We start from the raw sequence: 18,022 nt of genomic DNA, 5'->3' as shown, positions 1-18,022 counted from the left end.
CATTTTTACAATCAGCGAATTTTCGTGCGCGGGAGTTGCCGTTTATTTTTTTGATTGTTAATCTGCGGCAAATTCAAACGACCGGTTGTGCGGGTCGCCGGAATATCAATATATTCAATATATAAAAAATCGAGAGAGCGATGACGATCCGAGAAAATCAGCGCGTCAGGTTTCGCGTCGGCGATGTCGTGACGCTGAAGACGGGTGGGCCGCGCATGACCGTCACCTATGCCGGGCCGGTCGTGTTCGACGACGCCGACTGGCTCATCTGCCAGTGGTTCGACGAAAACGGCGAGTTCCGGCAGGAAATGTTCCATCACGACACGGTGGCGCTCGAGCCGCGCGCGATTTCGGCCGGGCGTGTCCGGATGCGCATGCAGTCGCAACGCTACCGGTCGGCTGCCTGAAGCCGGCCTGCCGTTGCGATGCTGCAATGTGTGCGATGCATGCGATACGCAGCGCCCGGGCGACGACATTTCACGCGAACCCGAAACATGCGGCAGCGCACTGCGCCGATACTGCTCGCATGAACCCGAACCCGACCGATCCCATTGCCGCGGTGACGCACCGCGATCCCTATCCCTACTATGCGGCGCTCGTCGACGGGCCGCCGCTCGCGTTCGACGCCGCGCTCGGCCTGTGGGTCGCGAGCCGCGCGGCGACCGTGACGGCCGTGCTTGGCCATCCGGCCTGCCGCGTGCGTCCGCTGGACGCGCCCGTGCCGCCCGCGTTGCGCGGCACGACGGCCGGCGCGCTGTTCGGCGAACTGGTGCGCATGAACGACGGCGCGTTGCGGCACGACGTGCCGAAGCAGGCGCTGCGCACGGCATTCGCGCCGATCGACACCGGTGCGCTGCGTGACCGTGCCGCGCAGCTTGCCGCGCGGCGGCTGCCGGCGCCGGGCGATGCCGACGCGCTGAATGCGTGGTGCATGACGGTGCCGGTCTGCGCGGTTGCCGATCTGCTCGGCTTCGACGAGACGCAGCTCGACGACATCGCGGCGCGGGTCGTCGACTTCGTCGCCGCGCTGTCGCCGCTGTCGGACGCGGCCGCGCTGGCCCGCGCGAGCGACGGCGCGCGGCAACTGCTCGAGCGGATGACCGAGCGCGTCGCACAGACGCACGCGCACGACGGCACGCTCGTCGCTGCGGTGCAGCAGGCGGCCCGCGCGTCGGGCTGGCAGGCGAGCGGTGCGCTGGTTGCGAATCTCGTCGGCTTGCTGTCGCAGACCTGCGAGGCGACGGCCGCGTGGCTCGGCAACACGCTGGCGGCATGGAGCGGGGAAGCGGAAGCCGCGCGCGACGCACCGGACGACGCCGCGCTCGACGCGTTCGTCGCCGAAGTCGGGCGCTTCGATGCACCGGTGCAGAACACGCGCCGCTTCGTCGCGTCGCGCACGACGATCGAGGGCGTGACCGTCGAAGCCGGCGACGCGATCCTCGTCGTGCTCGCTGCGGCGAACCGCGACCCGGCTGTGCATCGCGATCCTCACCGGCTGATGCCAGGCCGCGCCGCGGGGCCGAATTTCGGCTTCGGCACGGGGCCGCATGGGTGCCCGGGCGAGCGGATCGCGCGGGCGGTGACGGCGGGGGCGTTCGCGGCGTGGTTGCGCGCGGGCGGCTGGCCGCCGCGCGACGGGCTGACGTGGAATTACCGCGCGTCGACCAACGTCAGAATGCCGAAGTTCGACGCGGCACGGTGAAGGGAAAAGAGGGGCTTAACGGCAGCCTTGCTTCTCCGCCCATTGCTCCTGGGCGGCGACGCGGCGCTGCACGCGTTCGACGAGGCCGGTCGAGAAGGTCCGCATGCTGATGCCGCGGCGCTTCGCGAGGATCGTTTGCGCGACATCGGTGCGCGGGTTCGGCTGGCACGCCCAGTACAGCGTCATCAGCCAGCCGATGCCGGTCCACCCGAACAGCGCGTTGAACATCGCGATCGTCAGCTTGTCGTGCCGGCCGCGCCGGTCGGCGATGACGGCCGGCAGGAAATAGAGCGCGATCGCGACGACCGAACCGGCCACTTGAATCAGGACTGCATCATTCATTGTGCTGCTCCGTCCGAACTGCAATGTGGCTGATTGTCGCGCTTTTTCCGTTTGTGTGCCGGCAATTGATTGTTGCGTTTTTAATGACGATCAGCGGGCGTCGGCGTCCGCCGGCTGCAGTTCGTTGCTCAACGCGAAACCTTCGTCGAGCCAGCCCGTCACGCCGCCGATCATAAGCTTGACGGGGCGGCCGAGGCGCGCGAGTTCGATCGCCGCGCGCGCGGCGCCGTTGCAGTGCGGGCCCGCGCAGTAGACGACGAACAGCGTGCCGGCCGGATAACCGGCGAGCTTGCCCGCGACGATCTTGCGACGCGGCAGGTTGCGTGCGCCGGGCACATGGCCGGCGGCGAACTGGTCGGGGCCGCGTACGTCGAGCAGCACGAAATCGGGCGCGCCGGACACGAGCGCGTCGTGCACGTCCCAGCAATCGGTCTCGAATCGCAGCGATGCCTCGAAATGCGCGAGGGCGGCGGGGCTGTCGGCGGCGGGCACGTCGGTGACGAAGGACATGGGCAGGCTCTCCTGGATGAACGGGCGCGGAATGCGCCGGGATGGAGGGCAGTATCGCGGTTCGGCGCGGTTCGCGGCAGTGGCGCGATCGACAAGTTCCGGTAACATCGCGCCATGCACAATCATCTCGTCGTCGCGCTCGCCTACGATCGCCTCTGCACGTTCGAATTCGGCTGCGTGGTCGAACTGTTCGCACTCGAACGCCCCGAACTCGGGGTCGACTGGTATCGCTTCGCGGTGTGCGCGAGCGAGCCGGGGCCCGTGCGCGCGGCGGGCGGCATCACGGTCGCCGCGCCGTACCGGCTCGCGACGCTCGATCGCGCGGACACCATCGTGATTCCCGGCTGGCGCGATCCGGACGAACTGCCGCCGGAGCCGCTGCTGAAGAAGCTGCGGGCCGCGCATCGGCGCGGCGCGCGGCTCTGTTCGATCTGTTCGGGCGTGTTCGTGCTGGCGGCGGCCGGCGTGCTCGACGGGCTCACCGTGACGACGCACTGGCGTTACGCGCAGCGCCTGCAGGCGCGTTACCCGGCGCTGCGCGTGAATCCCGATGCGCTGTACGTCGACGAAGGGCAGATCGTCACGTCGGCCGGTTCGGCGGCGGGGCTCGACATGCTGCTGCATCTGGTGCGCCGCGATCACGGCGGCGCCATCGCGAACCGTGTCGCGCAACGCCTCGTGCTGCCGCCGCATCGCGACGGCGGCCAGGCGCAGTTCGTGCCGCGTCCGGTCGCGCCGGGCGGCAGCGACCGGCTCGCGAAGCTGATCGACTGGATGCGCGCGCACGCGGCCGAGCCGCACACGCTCGCGTCGCTCGCCGCGCAGGCCGCGATGAGTACGCGTACGCTGCAGCGCCAGTTCGCGGATGCGACGGGGATGTCGCCGCTCGCGTGGCTGATCCGCGAACGCGTGAACGTCGCGAAGGACATGCTCGAAGCGCAACCCGCGCTGCCGCTCGCGCAGGTCGCGGCGCGCGCGGGGTTCGGCTCCGAGGAATCGTTGCGCCGGCATTTCCGGCGCGTCGCGGCGACGAGCCCGGCCGCGTACCGGCGCGGGATGGATCGCGGCGGAAGATAGCGGGCGCCCGACCGAGCACGCTCGGCGCGTGTTCGTATCGCGCCTGGCTTGCCGGATACACGCGATCAGGTAAACATCGTCCTCGATTTCGACGCCGTGCGTGTCGTGCGTGTCGTGCGCGAAGCCGGGGAAGCACAAGTCATACTGGGGTGCATTGGAAGTGCGCCGCCGGCGCGCGCGACAACAATTTCTTCCGAAGGGTGATTTCAATGACGATGCTGCCCTCCCGTTTGCCGCTGATCCAGGCCCCGATGGTCGGTTCGCTGAGCCCGCTCGCGATCGCGGTTTGCGAAGCCGGCGGGCTCGGTTCGCTCGCGTGCGCGGCGCTCGGCCCGCAGCAACTGCGCGACGAGATCGCGGCGATCCGGGCGCGCACGCCCGCGCCGTTCAACGTGAACTTCTTCTGCCATACGCCGCCGGCGCCCGACGCGGAGGTCGACGCGCGCTGGCGCGCCTCGCTCGCCGGCTACTACGCGGAAGCCGGGCTCGATCCGGCCGACGTGAAGGTCGGCCCAGGCCGCGCGCCGTTCGACGATGCGATGTGCGCGGTCGTCGAGGAGTTGCGGCCGGCCGTCGTGAGCTTCCATTTCGGGCTGCCGGGCGACATGCTGCTCGACCGCGTGCGGCGCACCGGCGCGCTGGTCGTTTCGTCCGCAACGACCGTCGAGGAAGCGCGCTGGCTCGATGCGCGCGGCGTCGACGCGATCGTCGCGCAGGGCGCGGAGGCTGGCGGCCATCGCGGGATGTTCCTGACCGACGACATCCACGCGCAACCGGGCCTGTTCGCGTTGCTGCCGCAGATCGTCGACGCGGTGCGCGCGCCGGTGATCGCGGCCGGCGCGATCGCCGACGGGCGGGGCATCGCGGCCGCGTTCGCGCTCGGCGCGCGTGCGGTGCAGATCGGCACCGGCTTCCTGCTGACACCGCAGGCCGGCCGCTCGGCGCAGCATCGCGCGGCGATACGTGCCGCGCACGACGACGGCACGCGCGTGACCAACCTGTACACGGGCCGCCCCGCGCGCGGGCTGCTGACGCGCTTCATGCGCGAGCAGGGGCCGATGAGCGCGCTCGCACCCGCGTTCCCGCTCGCGACGGCCGCGGTCGAACCGCTGCGCGGTGCGTTCGAGCGGCAGGGCCGCGACGATTTCTCGCTGCTGTGGTCGGGCGAGGCCGCGGCGCTCGCGCGCGAAGAGGATGCCGGCGAACTGACGCGGCGCCTGTGGGACGACGCGCTCGCGTGCGCGGCGGGGCTGCGCGACGCGTTCCCGCACGCGGTCTGAACGCACGCGGAAGGGGGCGCGGACGGCGGATCAACGGCGTATGATCTGGATTTTCGTCAGCCCGATCCCGGCCCCCACCATGACCTCCGTCGACACTACCCCCGTCCTCGACCATGACAAGCTCGTTACCTTCATCGAGCGCAAGTGGAACGATGAAATCCTCCACGCACTGACCGACTACATCGCGATCCCCGCGAAGAGCCCCGCGTTCGATCCCGACTGGGAGAAGCGCGGTTATCTCGAGCGCGTCGTCACCGATGCCGCGCAGTGGGCCGAACGCCAGCCCGTGAAGGGCCTGAAGCTCGAGATCGTGCGCTTGCCGGGCCGCACGCCGGTGATCTTCTTCGAATCGCCGGCCACGCGCTCGGGCAGCACCGACACGATCCTGCTGTACGGCCACCTCGACAAGCAGCCCGAATTCGACGGCTGGCGCGCGGACCTCGGCCCGTGGACGCCGAAGTTCGAGAACGGCAAGCTTTACGGCCGCGGCGGCGCGGACGACGGTTATGCGATCTACGCGAGCCTCGCGGCGCTCGGCGCGCTCGACGAGCAGGGCATCGAACGGCCGCGCTGCGTCGGCCTGATCGAGACCTGCGAGGAATCGGGCAGCTACGACCTGCTGCCGTATGTCGACGCGCTGCGCGACCGGCTCGGCCAGGTGTCGCTCGTGGTGTGTCTCGATTCGGGCGCGGGCAACTACGACCAGATGTGGCTCACCACGTCGCTGCGCGGGCTCGTGTCCGGCGACCTGCAGGTCGAGGTGCTGGAAGAAGGCATCCACTCGGGCGTCTACGGCGGCATCGCGCCGTCGAGCTTCCGCGTGATGCGCCAGTTGTTCGAGCGTCTCGAGGACGCGAAGAACGGCAACCTGCTGCCGGGCGTGTTCCATTGCGAGATCCCGTCGAGCCGCGTGCGCGAAGCCGACGCGGCCGCCGCGATCCTCGGCGATGCAGTATGGAAGGGGCTGCCGTGGGCGTGCGGCGCGGACGGCAAGCCGGTGCTGCCGACCACGACCGATCCGCGCGAGGCGCTGCTGAATTCGACGTGGCGTCCGTCGCTGTCGGTGACGGGCGCGGCCGGCATGCCTGCGCTCGCCGATGCGGGCAACGTGCTGCGTCCGCGCACCGCGTTCAAGCTGTCGCTGCGCCTGCCGCCGCTCGTCGATGCCGCGCAGGCCGTGCAGCAGCTGAAGGAACTGCTCGAACTCGATCCGCCGTACAACGCGAAGGTCACGTTCAAGCCGGACGCGGGCGCCGCGACGGGCTGGAGCGCGCCGGATCTCGCGCCGTGGCTCGCGTCGTCGCTCGACGCCGCGTCGCGCCGCCATTTCGGCGCGGACTGCGCGTACATGGGCCTCGGCGGCACGATCCCGCTGATGAACGTGCTGCAGGAAGGCTTCCCGTCCGCGCAGTTCATGGTGTGCGGCGTGCTCGGGCCGAAGTCGAACGCGCACGGGCCGAACGAGTTCCTGCACGTGCCGTACGCGAAGAAGCTGACCGCGGCGGTTGCCGACGTGATCGCGACCGCGCGCTGATCGTCGCGGCCGTTCGACGTCCCGATTGCCCAACCCGATCCGACCTGACGGAACCCTGCCGATGACCGCACTGCCGACGCCCGATACCGAACCGCTGCGCATGCGCGCCGAACCGCTGCATGCATTCGTCGCGGCACTCTGGGAGCGGGCCGGCAGCAGCGAGCGCGAAGCGCGGCTCGTCGCCGATCATCTGGTCGGCGCGAATCTCGCGGGCCACGATTCGCACGGGATCGGGATGATCCCGAACTACGTCGCGTCGTGGCGGGAAGGGCAGTTGCAGCTGAACGGGCACGCGTCGATCGTCCGCGACGGCGGCGCGGTGCTGACGATCGACGGCGGCCGCGGCTTCGGCCAGGTGATCGCGTTCGAGGCGATGGTCGAGGGAATCGAGCGCGCGCGGCGCATGGGCATCTGCGCGATCGGGCTGCGCGACGTGCATCACCTCGGCCGCATCGGGCACTGGGCCGAGCAGTGCGCGCGCTCGGGGCTCGTGTCGTTCCATTTCGTCAACGTGCCGGGCGACCTGCTGGTCGCGCCGCTGCACGGCACCGATCCGCGCTTCGGCACGAACCCGTTCTGCGCCGCGTATCCGCGTGCGGGCCGGCCGCCGCTGCTGCTCGATTTCGCGACGAGCGCGATCGCGTACGGCAAGACGCGCGTCGCGCACAACCAGGGCAAGCGCGTGCCGGCCGGGTCGCTGATCGACCATCGCGGCCAGCCGACCGACGATCCGGCCGTGATGCACGAGCAGCCGTTCGGCGCGCTGCTGCCGTTCGGGCTGCACAAGGGCTATGCGCTCGCGACGATGTGCGAGATCTTTGGCGGCGCGCTCGTCGGCGGGCATACGACGTACGGCGATACGCTGCAGAAGACGAGCGCGATCGTGAACGGGATGCTGTCGGTGCTGATCGATCCGAAAGCGTTCGACGCGGCCGATGCCGAGCGCGAAGCCGATGCGTTCGTCGCATGGGCGAAGGCGTCGCCGCAGGCGGGCGATGCGCCGGTGCAGGTGCCCGGCGAGCCGGAAGAGGCGAGCCGCGCCGCGCGCGGCGCCGGCGGCATTCAGGTCGATCGCGCGACGTGGCGGCAGATTCGCGACAGCGCGGCGGTGGTCGGCTTCGACGACGCGGCGCTCGATGCGTGGACGCAGCGCTGTATCGGCGCCGCTTGATGGACAAGGGCGGCCGATGAGCTGGCAGGCGGACAAGGCGCACGGCGAGGAGATCGCGTACCAGATCGCGAGCCTCGGCCATATCGAAGTCACGCGTTTTTTCAGCGGTGCTGCGCTGCGGCTCGACGGCGTGATGTTCGGCTTCCTGGCGCGCGGGTCGCTGTTCCTGCGTGTGGACGACGTGAGCCGTCCGGCGTTCGTCGCGGCGGGGATGGGGCCGTTCTCGTATTCGGGACGCACGCGTACCGTCGCGCTCGAGGGCTACTACGAGACGCCGGCCGACGTGCTCGAGGATGCGGGCGCGCTGTTCGACTGGTGTCGCGGCGCGTATCGCGCGGCACTGCTGGCGGGGCCGCCGAAGCGCAAGGCGAGGGCGGTGACGAAGACGGTATCGAAGACAGCGCCGAAACCCGCGTCGAAACCGACGACGGCGCGGAAATCGAAGCCGGCATCGCAACGGACTGCAAAGCCGTCACCGGAAACGGCACCCAAACCGGCTTCGAAATCGTCACCGACACGTAAGAAATCCTAGTGTCGATCGCGTGAAGCAACGGCTTCGCGATTTCTGCATGCTTCACAACGGCGGCCCCGGCGTTTATGATCGGCGCGGATCGCGCTCGTGCCCGCGCGCGACCCGCGCCGGCCTCGCCGCCGGCTCCGCGAACGGCGCATCGTACGCCGCGCGGCACGCTCCCCCACTCATCATTCCAGACGGAGACAGCCGATGCTCGTCCTGATTCTCGGTTTAGCGATCTTCCTCGGTGTGCACTCGATCCGGATCGTCGCCGACGGCTGGCGCTCCGCGATGATCGCGCGAATCGGCGAGAAAGGCTGGAAGGCCGGCTATGCGGTCGCGTCGATCGTCGGCTTCGTGCTGATCGTCCGCGGTTACGGAATAGCGCGCGAGGGCGCGGCGCTCTTGTGGGTGTCGCCCGTCGGCGTGCGCCACCTCACCGGCATGCTGACCGCAGTCGCGTTCGTGCTGATCGCCGCGTCGTATGTGCCTGCGAACCGCGTCAAGACGCTCGTCGGGCATCCGATGCTGGCCGGCGTGATGGTCTGGGCGGTTGCGCACCTGCTCATGAACGGCACGGTGCACGCGGTCGTGCTGTTCGGCGCGTTCTTCGTGTGGGCGCTCGTCGATTTCGTCGTGTCGCGTACGCGCGATCGCCGCGACGGCGTTCGTTATCCGGCCGGCAAGCTGTCGGGCGACGCGGTGACGATCGTGGCCGGGCTCGTCGTGTGGGCCGTGTTCGCGCTGTTCCTGCATGGCCCGCTGATCGGCGTGCGGCCGTTCGGCTGAACGCCCGCGCCGGCCCGGCCCGGCAGCCACGGCAGGAAATCGTCGAGCATCGCGCCGAGCAGGATCGCTTTGTGCCGGGCCGCGGGCGTTGAACCGGAATGACTGCCGCAGCGGCGGCAACGGCGTGCGTGTATCAGATCGGCTTGACGAACAACCCGACGGTGAGCAACGCGCCGATGCAGACGATCCCGATCCGCAGCACGCGTTCGTTCACGCGATGCAGCGCCCACGTGCCGAGCAGCCCGCCGACGATCGCGCCGCCGCCGAGCGCGAGTGCCGCGCCCCAATGCAACTGCGGTGACGTCAGGAACAGCACGACGGCCGATGCGTTCATCACGCCCGCGAGCGCGTTCTTCGTCGACATCGCGTGACGCGGCGACAGGCCGGCCATCGTCAGCGTGGCCATCATCAGGAAGCCGAGCCCGCCGCCGAAGTAGCCGCCGTAGATCGCGATCATGAACTGCGAGATCGCGGCGGGGACGGTACCGAGGTGTGCGGTGCCTTCGCTCGGCTTGCGGAAAAAGCTGCCCCACGCGAACACGATCGTCGCGAACAGCACGAGCCACGGCACGAGGCGCGAGAAGATCGACGAAGGCGTCTTCAGCAATAGCAGCCCGCCGAGCGCGCCGCCGACGACACTGATCGCGAACAGCGCGCGAAACGACAGCTTGCCCGCGCCGCGCACCATGTTTCGGCTCGCCCAGCCCGTCGTGACCTGCGCGGGAAACAGCGCGACCGTCGACGTGATGTTCGCCGCGAGCGGCGACATGCCCGACACGATCAGCGCGGGCAGCGTGACGAACGAACCGCCGCCGGCGAGGGTGTTCTGCAGGCCGGCCCAAAGGCCGGCGAGGATGACGAGGGCGAGCATCGGTGCGGAAACGGGGAGGTGGCTGGGCTCGCTTGCCTGAGGCGGGCAGGCGCGGCGGACGCAAGATGGTAATGCAGGATCGCGGGCGTGGGAAGGAAGAACGCCGGGGGCATCCGGGGAGCCGATGCGGAACGTCCGTCGCGTCGTGGCGGGGGCGAACGTGCCGGCCGGATTCCGCTTGGCGGCGATTCCGGTCAGGAAAAGCTCGATTTAACGCTTCATTACGATGGGCTTAACGGAAAGATGCTAGATTCGCCCATCGATATCTCATAAAGCGGAAAGGGCAGGCAGATGCTGAAGAAATTGGCGGGGATGGCAGTGGTGGTTGGTGCGACGGCGATGGCGTCGCTGCCTGCCGTGGCAGGCGACGCGAACAATGCACTGGGCGGCGCGCTGGGTGGCGTCGCGGGCGCGGCGGTCGGCAACGCGGTTGGCGGAAGCACGGGCGCGATCATCGGCGGGGCCGTGGGCGGTGGCGCGGGCGGTGCGGTGACGTCGAACAAACGCGAACGCACGGGTGCCGTCGTCGGCGGCGCACTGGGGGGCGGCGCGGGCGCCGCTGCGGGCAACGCGATGGGCGGCACGGCCGGCAGCCTCGTCGGCGCCGCGGTGGGCGGCGGCGCGGGTGCGGCGCTGGGCGGCCACGTGTCGCGCAACAACTCGCGCTCCAACGATCATTACCACGGCAACAAGCACAAGCACAAGAACAAGAAGCGCTACAAGCACGACGACTGACCGGCGGTTCGCCGGCAAGCCGCAGCGGGGCGAGCGGCGAGCGCACGACGGCGAAGCGCACATCGCGCGACGTCGACCCGCACCTCCCCGGCGAGCGCTGATGGTGCCGGGGCAGGGCATGCCTCCGTGATCGCCGCGCATGTGGCGACGGAGGCGGTCAAGCGGTCATTCCGTCTTCGGTGATCAGCGCGTTGAGCACCAGGCTCGAGATGGTGCGGTAAGCCGCGTCGAAATCGTCGCTTCCCAGCGTGCGCTTGCCGAGCACCAGCAGCATCTGGAGAGCGAAATCCGCATACGCTTGCGTGGCTGCCCAGATCAGGAAGAACAGGTGCTCCGTTTCGACCTGCCTGACCTTGCCTTCGTCGATCCAGCGTTCGAGCACCCGGATGTCGTCGCGCAACACCGGAATCAGTTGCTTGCGGATTTCCTTTCCGTAGGTCTTTGGCCTGCCGATGATTTCCAGCGCAAAAACCCGCGATCCATGCGGGCGATTTCTGGAGAATTCGAGCTTGGCCCGGATATAGGCCGACATCGCTTCCGCGGGCTCGCGATCGGGCGCCGCAAACTCCCGCATCCTGCCCAGCCAGTCGCGCAATACGTCGTCCAGCACGCGTTTGTAGAGCGCCAGTTTCGTGGGGAAGTAGTACATCAGGTTCTGCTTCGACAAGCCGGCGGCCGCCGCGATCGTCGCAACGGAACTCCCCTCGAAACCGTACGTGGAAAACGATTGTTCGGCAGCGGCGAGAATGGCCGCCTCGAGCGTGTCGCGCAGCGCTTCCCGCCGGCCGTGGGGCCGGGCGGGCGTTCCTGCAATCGGCCCGGACGGGTTCATCGCTTTTCTTCCACCAGCATGTCGGACCAGCGTCGTCGTTGCCCGCTCAACGCGTGCCCGCTTCAGGATAGGTGATGCGTTCCGGCGCGCGCTGCATGATGACCTTCCCGGCGCGGAGCGACATTCGCACCTTTGCCTGCTTGCGTATCACTTCATAGTCGCAATCGGCATCGAGGATCAGCAGATTGGCCGGCCGCCCGACGGCGATGCCATAACGATCGCCCAGCGACATCGCATGTGCGCTGTGCTCCGTGACGAAGTCGAGGCATCGCTGCAGGTCGTCATAACCGAGCATGTGACACACGTGCAGGCCGACGTCGAGGATGCGCAGGATGTTGCCGTTGCCGACGGGATACCACGGATCCTTGATCGAATCCTGTCCGAAGCACACGTTGATGCCGGCGCGATCGAGTTCCGCCACCCGCGTAATGCCGCGTCGTTTCGGGAAGGTGTCGAAACGTCCCTGCAGGTGGATGCTTTCGGTCGGACACGATACAAAATGGATTCCCGACCGTTTCAGCAAGCGGAACAGCTTCGAGCAGTAAGCGTTGTCGTAGGAACCCATGGCGGTCGTGTGGCTGGCGGTGACGCGCGCGCCCATCCCGTGAACCCGCGCTTCCTCGGCTAGCACCTCCAGGAAGCGCGAATGCGGATCGTCGGTCTCGTCGCAATGGACATCGACCAGGCAGCCCTTGCGTTCCGCGAGATCCATCAGGAACTTGATGGAGCTCACGCCCTGATCGCGGGTGTTCTCGAAATGCGGAATGCCGCCGACGACGTCGGCGCCCATTTCGATCGCGCGCTCCATCAGCGCACGTCCGTTCTCGAACGATTCGATGCCTTCCTGAGGGAAGGCGACGATCTGCAGGTCGATCAGATCGCGCGCCTCGTCCCTGACCTCGAGCATCGCTTTCAATGCGGCAAGCGTGTGATCGGTGACGTCCACATGCGTGCGCACGTGCTGGATGCCGTTGTCGCGCAGCATCCCGATCGTGGTGTGGGCGCGGGCTTTCGTATCGTCATGCGTAATGGTGGCCTTGCGCTGGCCCCACCGCTCGATGCCTTCGAACAGCGTGCCGCTCATGTTCCACTCGGGCTCGCCGGCGGTCAGCGTCGCATCCAGATGGATATGCGGCTCGACCAGCGGCGGGATGACGAGATTGCTGCCTGCATCGATGACGTCGTCTCCTTGCGGCGTCAGCGGCGATGGCTGGAGGTCGATGCCGCGAATCGTGTCCGTATCGATGTCTATCGTGAAGAGGCCGCTATGGCCGCGCAATCTGGCGTTGACGATTTTCATGAGGATTCCTTTTGTTCGTGGGGTCCGGGCGGGCGTGAAGCGAAATCATTCACCCTGGACGGACGGTTCGCGAGAGAACGCACGGGAAATCTGCAGCAGCGCGATGTAGGCGGCGGCGGACGCCGCGATGCCGACGATCGGTGCGATCCACGGCGATGTATAGGCGAGTATGGCGCCGATCGCATACGCGGCCAGACCGACCGGATTGAAGCGCGGCAGGCGGGCGGTGGCAAGCGACGGGTATGTCCCGCGATGGCGGTACCAGTAGTCCGCCATGATCACGCCGCCGACGGGAGGAATGATCGAGCCGAGCAGCACCAGGAACGGAATCAGCAACTCGTACATCCCGCCGACCGCGAGCACGATGCCGATCGCCGCGCCCACGAGGACGAGCGTGCGGCGCCGTTCGGTGCGCAGCAGATGGCATCCGGCGGCCGCCACGTTGTACATCGTCGGCCCCTGGATGGTCCAGAGATTGACGCACAGCATCACGACCGCTGCGATCGACAGGCCTTGCAGCATCATCACCTCGACGATGTCGGCTTGCTGATAGACGATTGCACAGTATGCGCCCGCGACGATCATCAGGCCGTTGCCCGCGAAGAATCCGATCATGCTTGCCCACACGGCGCTGCGCGCGCTGCGTGCGAGGCGCGTCCAGTTGGTTGCCTGGGTGGCGCCGCTGGCAAAGGTGCCGATGACCATCGTCACGGCCGCCGAGAACTGCATCGGATGAGACGGCACGACGTGCGTGAGGCCGGCCCAGCCGCCGATATCGCGGGTGGCGATCCACATCGACGTCATCAGAAGCACGAACATCAACGGCACGGAGACGCGCGACAGCACATCCATGCCGCGATATCCGATGATGGCCGTGATGGAAAATCCGAAGCCGAAGAGGATCATCAGCGGCGTGGTAACGGAGGCCGGCCACCCGAGCAGCTTGACCAATACGACGGCCACCGTGGCGGTTCCCCATGCGTACCAGCCGAGTTCGGCGAAGCCGAGCAGAAAATCGGACAGCTTGCTGCCGATTTCCCCGAAGCAGAAGCGCCCCATCAGCACGGCATTCAGGCCGCTGCGGGCGGCAATCAGCGCGAGCGACGCCGCATAGGCGGCGAGCAACAGGTTTCCGATCACGGCGATCTGGATCATGCCGACGACGTCGAAGGCGACGCCGATCTTGCCGCCGGCAAACATCGTTCCGGTGAAGAACGTGAAACTCAACAACACCATCGTGATGGACAGGAATCCGGTGCGTTTCTCGAGCGGGACTTCGCTTAGCGAGAATTCTCCGTGATCCGATTCGTCCGTCGGGCGTGAATCCTGGTTCGTGGGCATCTGGGCTCCCGTCAGCGATTGGGTTGGGTCCGAAAGGGTTTGCGAGGGCGATGTGTGGACAGATGACGCTCTGTTTCAGCGCGTCATTCTCTCCGGCCAAAATTTTCACGATCGTAAAATTTGGGACGGGCGGATGGGGCGAAACATCACCGGACTGAGTGAAATGCCGATCGAGTCGCGAAAGGGGCGTGCCGGACAATCAAGCGGGTTTTCTCGGATCGCGGGAAGACCTGCGTGAATCGCCCGATCGGGATTTGTTTCGTGAAACGCATGCGCGACAAAGCGGAATATCGGTGTGAAAGTCAATAGAAGAGTCTAAAAGTTCTGTATTCGATCCCGATGCGCGGAAGCCGTGCCGGCGGGCCCGGCCACGCAGCGCCTGGTGAGGCTCGCGCGGACTTTGCCGCGGCGGGCTTTGCTTCACCGGCCGGCTTGCGTGCGCGAGGCGCGGGTCGACGCAATCGAATCGGTTTGTTTTATTGTTCATTCGCGCGCATCGTTTCATTTAAACCGGATATGCAGCGCGTCCGGTTGCGATTTATTGCAGCGCGGTGCACAATCGTTCACAAGTGCAATAAATCCGCAGCGGATTTTCTCAGCGGCACGAATACTCCCCGCCATTCACTGCACGCCATTTCGGCGGGCGCACGATCGTGCGTCAGGCTCGGCGGCGCGACTGCCGATTTCCGGTATATCGCGATCACGGAGCACATACGCCCGAGGCACGATGCCGTTGGCCCATCGGCCGGCCGGTCCCGACAGTACAGCATGGGCGCAACATGGCGACTTCCATCGACCTCAATCTTCTCGTCGTTCTGGACGCGTTGCTGTCCGAGAACAGCGTCGTGGGCGCGGCCAACGCGCTCGGCCTGAGTCCGTCCGCACTCAGCCGCTCGCTTGCGCGGCTGCGGGTGATGACGGGCGACCCGTTGCTGGTGCGGGCAGGGCGCGATCTCGTCCCGACCCCGCGCGCGCTCGAGTTGCGCGACAGGGTGCATGCGCTCGTCATGGAGGCGCATTCGGTCATGTGCCCGTGCGAACGGGTCGACATGAGTACGCTCAAGCGCACGTTCTCGATTCGCGCGAACGAGGCATTCGTCGAGACGTTCGCGCCGGCTCTGCTCGAACACGCGTCGCGCACCGCGCCCGACGTGCGGCTGCGCTTCGCGCCCAAACCCAACAAGCATGTCGATGCGCTGCGCAACGGCGACATCGATCTCGAAGTCGGCGTGATCGGCCAGGCCGGCCCGGAGCTGCGCGTGCAGGCGCTGTTTCGCGACCGTTTCATCGGCGTGGTCCGCGCGGATCATCCGCTGGCGACCGGCGAGATCACGCCGCAACGCTTCGCGTCGTTTCCGCAAGTGGGCGTGTCGCGCCGCGGGCAGTTCAACGGCCCGATCGATACGCTGCTCGATTCCCTCGGCATCGCACGTTCGGTGACCACCGTCGTGTCGAGCTTCCCGACCGCGCTGTCGCTCGCGCGCAGCTCGGACTTCGTCGCCAGCGTGCCGGAGCGGCAGACCGAGCGGTCCCGCGTCGGCATGTACAGCTTTACGCTGCCGCTGCCGATCGCGGACCTGACCGTCTCGCAGATCTGGCACCCGCGTTTCGATCGCGACCCCGCGCATCGCTGGCTGCGCGATTGCGTGCGCAGTATCTGCGCGCCGCGCGTTGCCGATGCGATCGCCCGCTAGCCGCGCGGGCGCTTCGATGTGACGCGCCATGCAACCCTGGTGGCATGCGTCAACGTCATTGATATATTGCGTTTCGTGCATCTTCCGAAGCGTAAATCGATTCGGTATGCTCGATTCCGTTCGGACGACACTTGAGATAATAGGCAGGGCAATTTTCGCTTTTGAATTCGCCGAACATTCGTGACGCCTTTAAATAATAAATATCCAATCCGAGGGGTATGTGAATTGAGGTGAACATTGGAAATCGTGAATCTGACATATTGGCGTCTTATTCTGGATGGGGATACGAATGGTTCAGTTTGCAGCGAATATAGCGACTCCCGCGGATGTCACGTTGAGTATGCGCGAATGCGAGGTGTTGCGATGGGCGGCGGAAGGGAAGACCGCGTATGAGATCGGCGTCATTCTCGGCTTGACCGAGCGCACGATCAATTTCCATATTTCGAGATCGATTGTGAAGCTCAACGCGTCCAACAAGACCAATGCGGTCGTGAAAGCCGTGTTGATGGGCCTGATCGTGTTTGCATGAACGGGCACCGGGGCGTCCGTCCGTGGACCCCCGGTTGCGGCATCAGATCGCGCCCTGGAAGGACAGCACGCGCGTCCTGAACTCTTCCGGCACCGGCACCGTGGTCTTGCTGCCGTAGTCGAACATCACGTGCGTGGACACGGCCCGCGCAACCACCGCATGATCGTCGGCCGAATCCTCGGCGTCCGCCTGCCCGTCGCGCACCATCAGGTATTCCAGTTCGAAGCTCTTCGAGCCGAATCGCGTGACGCTGCTGCGGACCGTGATCGTATCGCCGTACTGCGCGGGCTTCAGATATTCGCACGAGGTCTTGACCATGATGTGCGGCAGCTTTTCCGAATAGGGCAGCTCGAGCAGATCGTGCATGTAGGTCAGGTACGCGTGCTGCAGATAATCGTAATAGACGGGGCTGCTCACATGGCCCATCGCGTCCGTTTCCCGATACTTCACGTCGATTCGGGTTTCAAAATATTTTCTTGTCATTACCAGGCTCCTTGGCAGAACGGCGGGTGAGAACGTGTTTGTGCAGGAGTTAAGTTAGACGTGATCCGCATATCGGAATACTGTCGGAAATCACAGATATCCACTATGTGAAATGCTTCTGAGATAAATGACAGTATCCCCGGGGATTTGACCGCGCTCTAATTGCCTCCGTAAATCGGCATCCGATCAGCGAGAGTGGAGCGTTAAATGGAAAAATCCGTTGGGGCAGCGTTGACGCAAGGCGTGGCGGTGATCAGTGCGCAGCGGTTGCGCGCCGAATTGCCGTGCGATCCCGGCCTGGCACGGTCGATCGGCGATGCGCGGCGCGCATTGGCGCGCATCATCGCGGGCGAGGACGACCGGCTTGCGCTGATCGTCGGCCCGTGTTCGATCCATGACGCGGAGGCCGCGCTGGCGTTCGCGCGCCGGCTCGCGCCGCTGCGCGAGCGGTACGCCGATGTGCTCGAGATCGTGATGCGCGTCTATTTCGAAAAGCCGCGCACCACGGTCGGCTGGAAAGGGCTCCTGAACGACCCGTATCTCGACGGCAGTTTCCGGATCGAGGACGGCCTGCGCGTCGCACGCAAGGTGCTGCTCGGCATCAATGCGCTGGGCCTGCCGGCCGCGACCGAATTTCTCGATCCGATGACCGCGCCGTATCTCGACGACCTCGTGTCCTGGGGCGCGATCGGCGCACGGACGACCGAATCGCAGATCCATCGCCAGGCGGCATCGGGGCTCGACCTGCCGGTCGGCTTCAAGAACGGCACCGACGGCAACGTGAAGGTCGCGATCGACGCGATCCGCGCGTCGCGCGTGTCGCACAGTTACCTGAGGTCGTCCGTCTCCGGCAGCGTGGAAATCGCGACCACGCGCGGCAATCCCGACACGCATATCGTCCTGCGCGGCGGCAAGACCCCGAACTACGACGCCGCCAGCGTCGCGGCCGCCTGTGCCGCGCTGCGCGACGCGCATCTTCCCCCGTATGTCGTGATCGACGCGAGCCATGGCAACAGCGGCAAGCAGACGCGCGCGCAGATCGACGTCTGCGGCAACCTCGCCGCGCAACTGCATCGCGGGGAGCGCGCGATCGTGGGCGTGATGATCGAGTCGTTCCTCGTCGAGGGGCGGCAGGACCTGGTGCCGGGCACGCCGCCGGTGTTCGGCCAAAGCATTACCGACGCATGTCTCGGCTGGGATCACACGGCCGAGCTCGTCGAGCAGTTGGCTGCCGCGGCGGTTGCGCGGCGGCGTTCGCCAGCCGGCTTCATCGCGCACGGCGCCGCCGTCGCGATGCAGGCCGCTTCTTACTGAAAGG

Annotated in this window: 18 protein-coding genes and 1 pseudogene; 12 read left to right on the top strand and 7 right to left on the bottom strand. The window is 66.8% G+C overall.

Annotated elements, in window-relative coordinates; all coding sequences use genetic code 11:
• The first annotated feature begins 140 nt into the window (after positions 1-140).
• Both AC3WLY_RS05520 and AC3WLY_RS05515 read left to right on the top strand, forming a co-directional pair.
• Entirely contained in the window at positions 141-407 is a 267-nt protein-coding gene (locus AC3WLY_RS05520; protein ID WP_175959627.1) for a YodC family protein, read from the top strand.
• A 119-nt stretch (positions 408-526) separates the two neighbouring features.
• Positions 527-1,702, top strand: a complete 1,176-nt coding sequence (locus AC3WLY_RS05515; RefSeq protein WP_492308135.1) for a cytochrome P450 — start codon at positions 527-529, stop codon at positions 1,700-1,702.
• A 15-nt stretch (positions 1,703-1,717) separates the two neighbouring features.
• Here the strand turns inward: AC3WLY_RS05515 and AC3WLY_RS05510 are convergent, their stop codons facing one another.
• Entirely contained in the window at positions 1,718-2,044 is a 327-nt protein-coding gene (locus tag AC3WLY_RS05510) for a superinfection immunity protein (protein WP_034180582.1), read from the bottom strand.
• A 90-nt stretch (positions 2,045-2,134) separates the two neighbouring features.
• The gene (locus tag AC3WLY_RS05505; protein WP_492308136.1) at positions 2,135-2,554 is read right to left on the bottom strand and encodes a rhodanese-like domain-containing protein; all 420 of its coding nucleotides are present in this window, start codon (positions 2,552-2,554) and stop codon (positions 2,135-2,137) included.
• 114 nt (positions 2,555-2,668) lie between these two features.
• On the opposite strand from AC3WLY_RS05505, the gene ftrA reads away from it, so the two are divergent.
• The 6 genes from ftrA (at position 2,669) to AC3WLY_RS05475 (ending at position 8,919) form a co-directional block, all read left to right on the top strand.
• A complete protein-coding gene (ftrA, locus tag AC3WLY_RS05500) occupies positions 2,669-3,631 on the top strand; it encodes a transcriptional regulator FtrA (protein ID WP_072444261.1) in 963 nt (320 codons plus the stop codon).
• A 209-nt stretch (positions 3,632-3,840) separates the two neighbouring features.
• Positions 3,841-4,911, top strand: coding sequence for an NAD(P)H-dependent flavin oxidoreductase (locus tag AC3WLY_RS05495; RefSeq protein ID WP_492308137.1), 1,071 nt, complete (start codon positions 3,841-3,843; stop codon positions 4,909-4,911).
• Between the two features lie 79 nt (positions 4,912-4,990).
• On the top strand, positions 4,991-6,445 hold the full coding sequence (locus tag AC3WLY_RS05490; RefSeq protein ID WP_072444257.1) for a M20 family metallopeptidase: 1,455 nt from the start codon (positions 4,991-4,993) through the stop codon (positions 6,443-6,445).
• Between the two features lie 61 nt (positions 6,446-6,506).
• Entirely contained in the window at positions 6,507-7,616 is a 1,110-nt protein-coding gene (locus AC3WLY_RS05485) for a malate/lactate/ureidoglycolate dehydrogenase (RefSeq protein WP_492308138.1), read from the top strand.
• A 16-nt stretch (positions 7,617-7,632) separates the two neighbouring features.
• Positions 7,633-8,148 (top strand): TfoX/Sxy family protein, encoded by a 516-nt coding sequence (locus tag AC3WLY_RS05480; RefSeq protein ID WP_492308139.1) that lies wholly within the window; start codon positions 7,633-7,635, stop codon positions 8,146-8,148.
• A gap of 192 nt (positions 8,149-8,340) precedes the next feature.
• A complete protein-coding gene (locus AC3WLY_RS05475; RefSeq protein WP_072444251.1) occupies positions 8,341-8,919 on the top strand; it encodes an NnrU family protein in 579 nt (192 codons plus the stop codon).
• Between the two features lie 133 nt (positions 8,920-9,052).
• Here the strand turns inward: AC3WLY_RS05475 and AC3WLY_RS05470 are convergent, their stop codons facing one another.
• Positions 9,053-9,790 (bottom strand): sulfite exporter TauE/SafE family protein, encoded by a 738-nt coding sequence (locus AC3WLY_RS05470; protein WP_175959619.1) that lies wholly within the window; start codon positions 9,788-9,790, stop codon positions 9,053-9,055.
• A gap of 291 nt (positions 9,791-10,081) precedes the next feature.
• On the opposite strand from AC3WLY_RS05470, the gene AC3WLY_RS05465 reads away from it, so the two are divergent.
• Entirely contained in the window at positions 10,082-10,525 is a 444-nt protein-coding gene (locus AC3WLY_RS05465) for a hypothetical protein (protein ID WP_492308140.1), read from the top strand.
• Between the two features lie 157 nt (positions 10,526-10,682).
• Here the strand turns inward: AC3WLY_RS05465 and AC3WLY_RS05460 are convergent, their stop codons facing one another.
• From AC3WLY_RS05460 to codB, 3 genes are read right to left on the bottom strand one after another with little or no spacing between them, the layout of a single operon-like run.
• Positions 10,683-11,357: a TetR/AcrR family transcriptional regulator gene (locus AC3WLY_RS05460; RefSeq protein WP_492308141.1), complete on the bottom strand. Its 675-nt coding sequence runs from the start codon at positions 11,355-11,357 to the stop codon at positions 10,683-10,685.
• 46 nt (positions 11,358-11,403) lie between these two features.
• Positions 11,404-12,657 carry a cytosine deaminase gene (gene codA, locus AC3WLY_RS05455; RefSeq protein WP_492308142.1) on the bottom strand — a complete coding sequence of 418 codons (1,254 nt, stop codon included), beginning with the start codon at positions 12,655-12,657 and terminating at the stop codon, positions 11,404-11,406.
• 45 nt (positions 12,658-12,702) lie between these two features.
• Positions 12,703-13,998, bottom strand: a complete 1,296-nt coding sequence (gene codB, locus AC3WLY_RS05450; RefSeq protein WP_175959615.1) for a cytosine permease — start codon at positions 13,996-13,998, stop codon at positions 12,703-12,705.
• Between the two features lie 779 nt (positions 13,999-14,777).
• On the opposite strand from codB, the gene AC3WLY_RS05445 reads away from it, so the two are divergent.
• Together AC3WLY_RS05445 and AC3WLY_RS05440 are read left to right on the top strand one after the other, a co-directional pair.
• On the top strand, positions 14,778-15,692 hold the full coding sequence (locus AC3WLY_RS05445) for a LysR family transcriptional regulator (protein ID WP_105391196.1): 915 nt from the start codon (positions 14,778-14,780) through the stop codon (positions 15,690-15,692).
• A 322-nt stretch (positions 15,693-16,014) separates the two neighbouring features.
• Positions 16,015-16,221, top strand: a pseudogene (locus AC3WLY_RS05440) (LuxR C-terminal-related transcriptional regulator); the annotation flags it as partial.
• A 42-nt stretch (positions 16,222-16,263) separates the two neighbouring features.
• On the opposite strand, the gene AC3WLY_RS05435 reads toward AC3WLY_RS05440, so the two are convergent.
• A complete protein-coding gene (locus tag AC3WLY_RS05435; protein ID WP_175959614.1) occupies positions 16,264-16,704 on the bottom strand; it encodes an acyl-CoA thioesterase in 441 nt (146 codons plus the stop codon).
• A 207-nt stretch (positions 16,705-16,911) separates the two neighbouring features.
• Here AC3WLY_RS05435 and AC3WLY_RS05430 point away from each other — a divergent pair, with 207 nt between their 5' ends.
• Positions 16,912-18,018, top strand: a complete 1,107-nt coding sequence (locus AC3WLY_RS05430; RefSeq protein WP_175959613.1) for a 3-deoxy-7-phosphoheptulonate synthase — start codon at positions 16,912-16,914, stop codon at positions 18,016-18,018.
• Positions 18,019-18,022: the final 4 nt, after the last annotated feature.

The sequence above is a fragment of the Burkholderia sp. FW306-1C-G01B genome, from assembly GCF_058781685.1.
This window is presented reverse-complemented; position numbering and strand designations above follow the sequence as displayed.

What these genes read in the sequence shown, in the direction of transcription:
- AC3WLY_RS05520 (WP_175959627.1), top strand. Translation starts at nt 141, where the DNA reads ATGACGATCCGAGAAAATCAGCGCGTCAGGTTTCGCGTCGGCGATGTC.
- AC3WLY_RS05515 (WP_492308135.1), top strand. Translation starts at nt 527, where the DNA reads ATGAACCCGAACCCGACCGATCCCATTGCCGCGGTGACGCACCGCGAT.
- AC3WLY_RS05510 (WP_034180582.1), bottom strand. Translation starts at nt 2,044, where the DNA reads ATGAATGATGCAGTCCTGATTCAAGTGGCCGGTTCGGTCGTCGCGATC.
- AC3WLY_RS05505 (WP_492308136.1), bottom strand. Translation starts at nt 2,554, where the DNA reads ATGTCCTTCGTCACCGACGTGCCCGCCGCCGACAGCCCCGCCGCCCTC.
- ftrA (WP_072444261.1), top strand. Translation starts at nt 2,669, where the DNA reads ATGCACAATCATCTCGTCGTCGCGCTCGCCTACGATCGCCTCTGCACG.
- AC3WLY_RS05495 (WP_492308137.1), top strand. Translation starts at nt 3,841, where the DNA reads ATGACGATGCTGCCCTCCCGTTTGCCGCTGATCCAGGCCCCGATGGTC.
- AC3WLY_RS05490 (WP_072444257.1), top strand. Translation starts at nt 4,991, where the DNA reads ATGACCTCCGTCGACACTACCCCCGTCCTCGACCATGACAAGCTCGTT.
- AC3WLY_RS05485 (WP_492308138.1), top strand. Translation starts at nt 6,507, where the DNA reads ATGACCGCACTGCCGACGCCCGATACCGAACCGCTGCGCATGCGCGCC.
- AC3WLY_RS05480 (WP_492308139.1), top strand. Translation starts at nt 7,633, where the DNA reads ATGAGCTGGCAGGCGGACAAGGCGCACGGCGAGGAGATCGCGTACCAG.
- AC3WLY_RS05475 (WP_072444251.1), top strand. Translation starts at nt 8,341, where the DNA reads ATGCTCGTCCTGATTCTCGGTTTAGCGATCTTCCTCGGTGTGCACTCG.
- AC3WLY_RS05470 (WP_175959619.1), bottom strand. Translation starts at nt 9,790, where the DNA reads ATGCTCGCCCTCGTCATCCTCGCCGGCCTTTGGGCCGGCCTGCAGAAC.
- AC3WLY_RS05465 (WP_492308140.1), top strand. Translation starts at nt 10,082, where the DNA reads ATGCTGAAGAAATTGGCGGGGATGGCAGTGGTGGTTGGTGCGACGGCG.
- AC3WLY_RS05460 (WP_492308141.1), bottom strand. Translation starts at nt 11,357, where the DNA reads ATGAACCCGTCCGGGCCGATTGCAGGAACGCCCGCCCGGCCCCACGGC.
- codA (WP_492308142.1), bottom strand. Translation starts at nt 12,657, where the DNA reads ATGAAAATCGTCAACGCCAGATTGCGCGGCCATAGCGGCCTCTTCACG.
- codB (WP_175959615.1), bottom strand. Translation starts at nt 13,998, where the DNA reads ATGCCCACGAACCAGGATTCACGCCCGACGGACGAATCGGATCACGGA.
- AC3WLY_RS05445 (WP_105391196.1), top strand. Translation starts at nt 14,778, where the DNA reads ATGGCGACTTCCATCGACCTCAATCTTCTCGTCGTTCTGGACGCGTTG.
- AC3WLY_RS05435 (WP_175959614.1), bottom strand. Translation starts at nt 16,704, where the DNA reads ATGACAAGAAAATATTTTGAAACCCGAATCGACGTGAAGTATCGGGAA.
- AC3WLY_RS05430 (WP_175959613.1), top strand. Translation starts at nt 16,912, where the DNA reads ATGGAAAAATCCGTTGGGGCAGCGTTGACGCAAGGCGTGGCGGTGATC.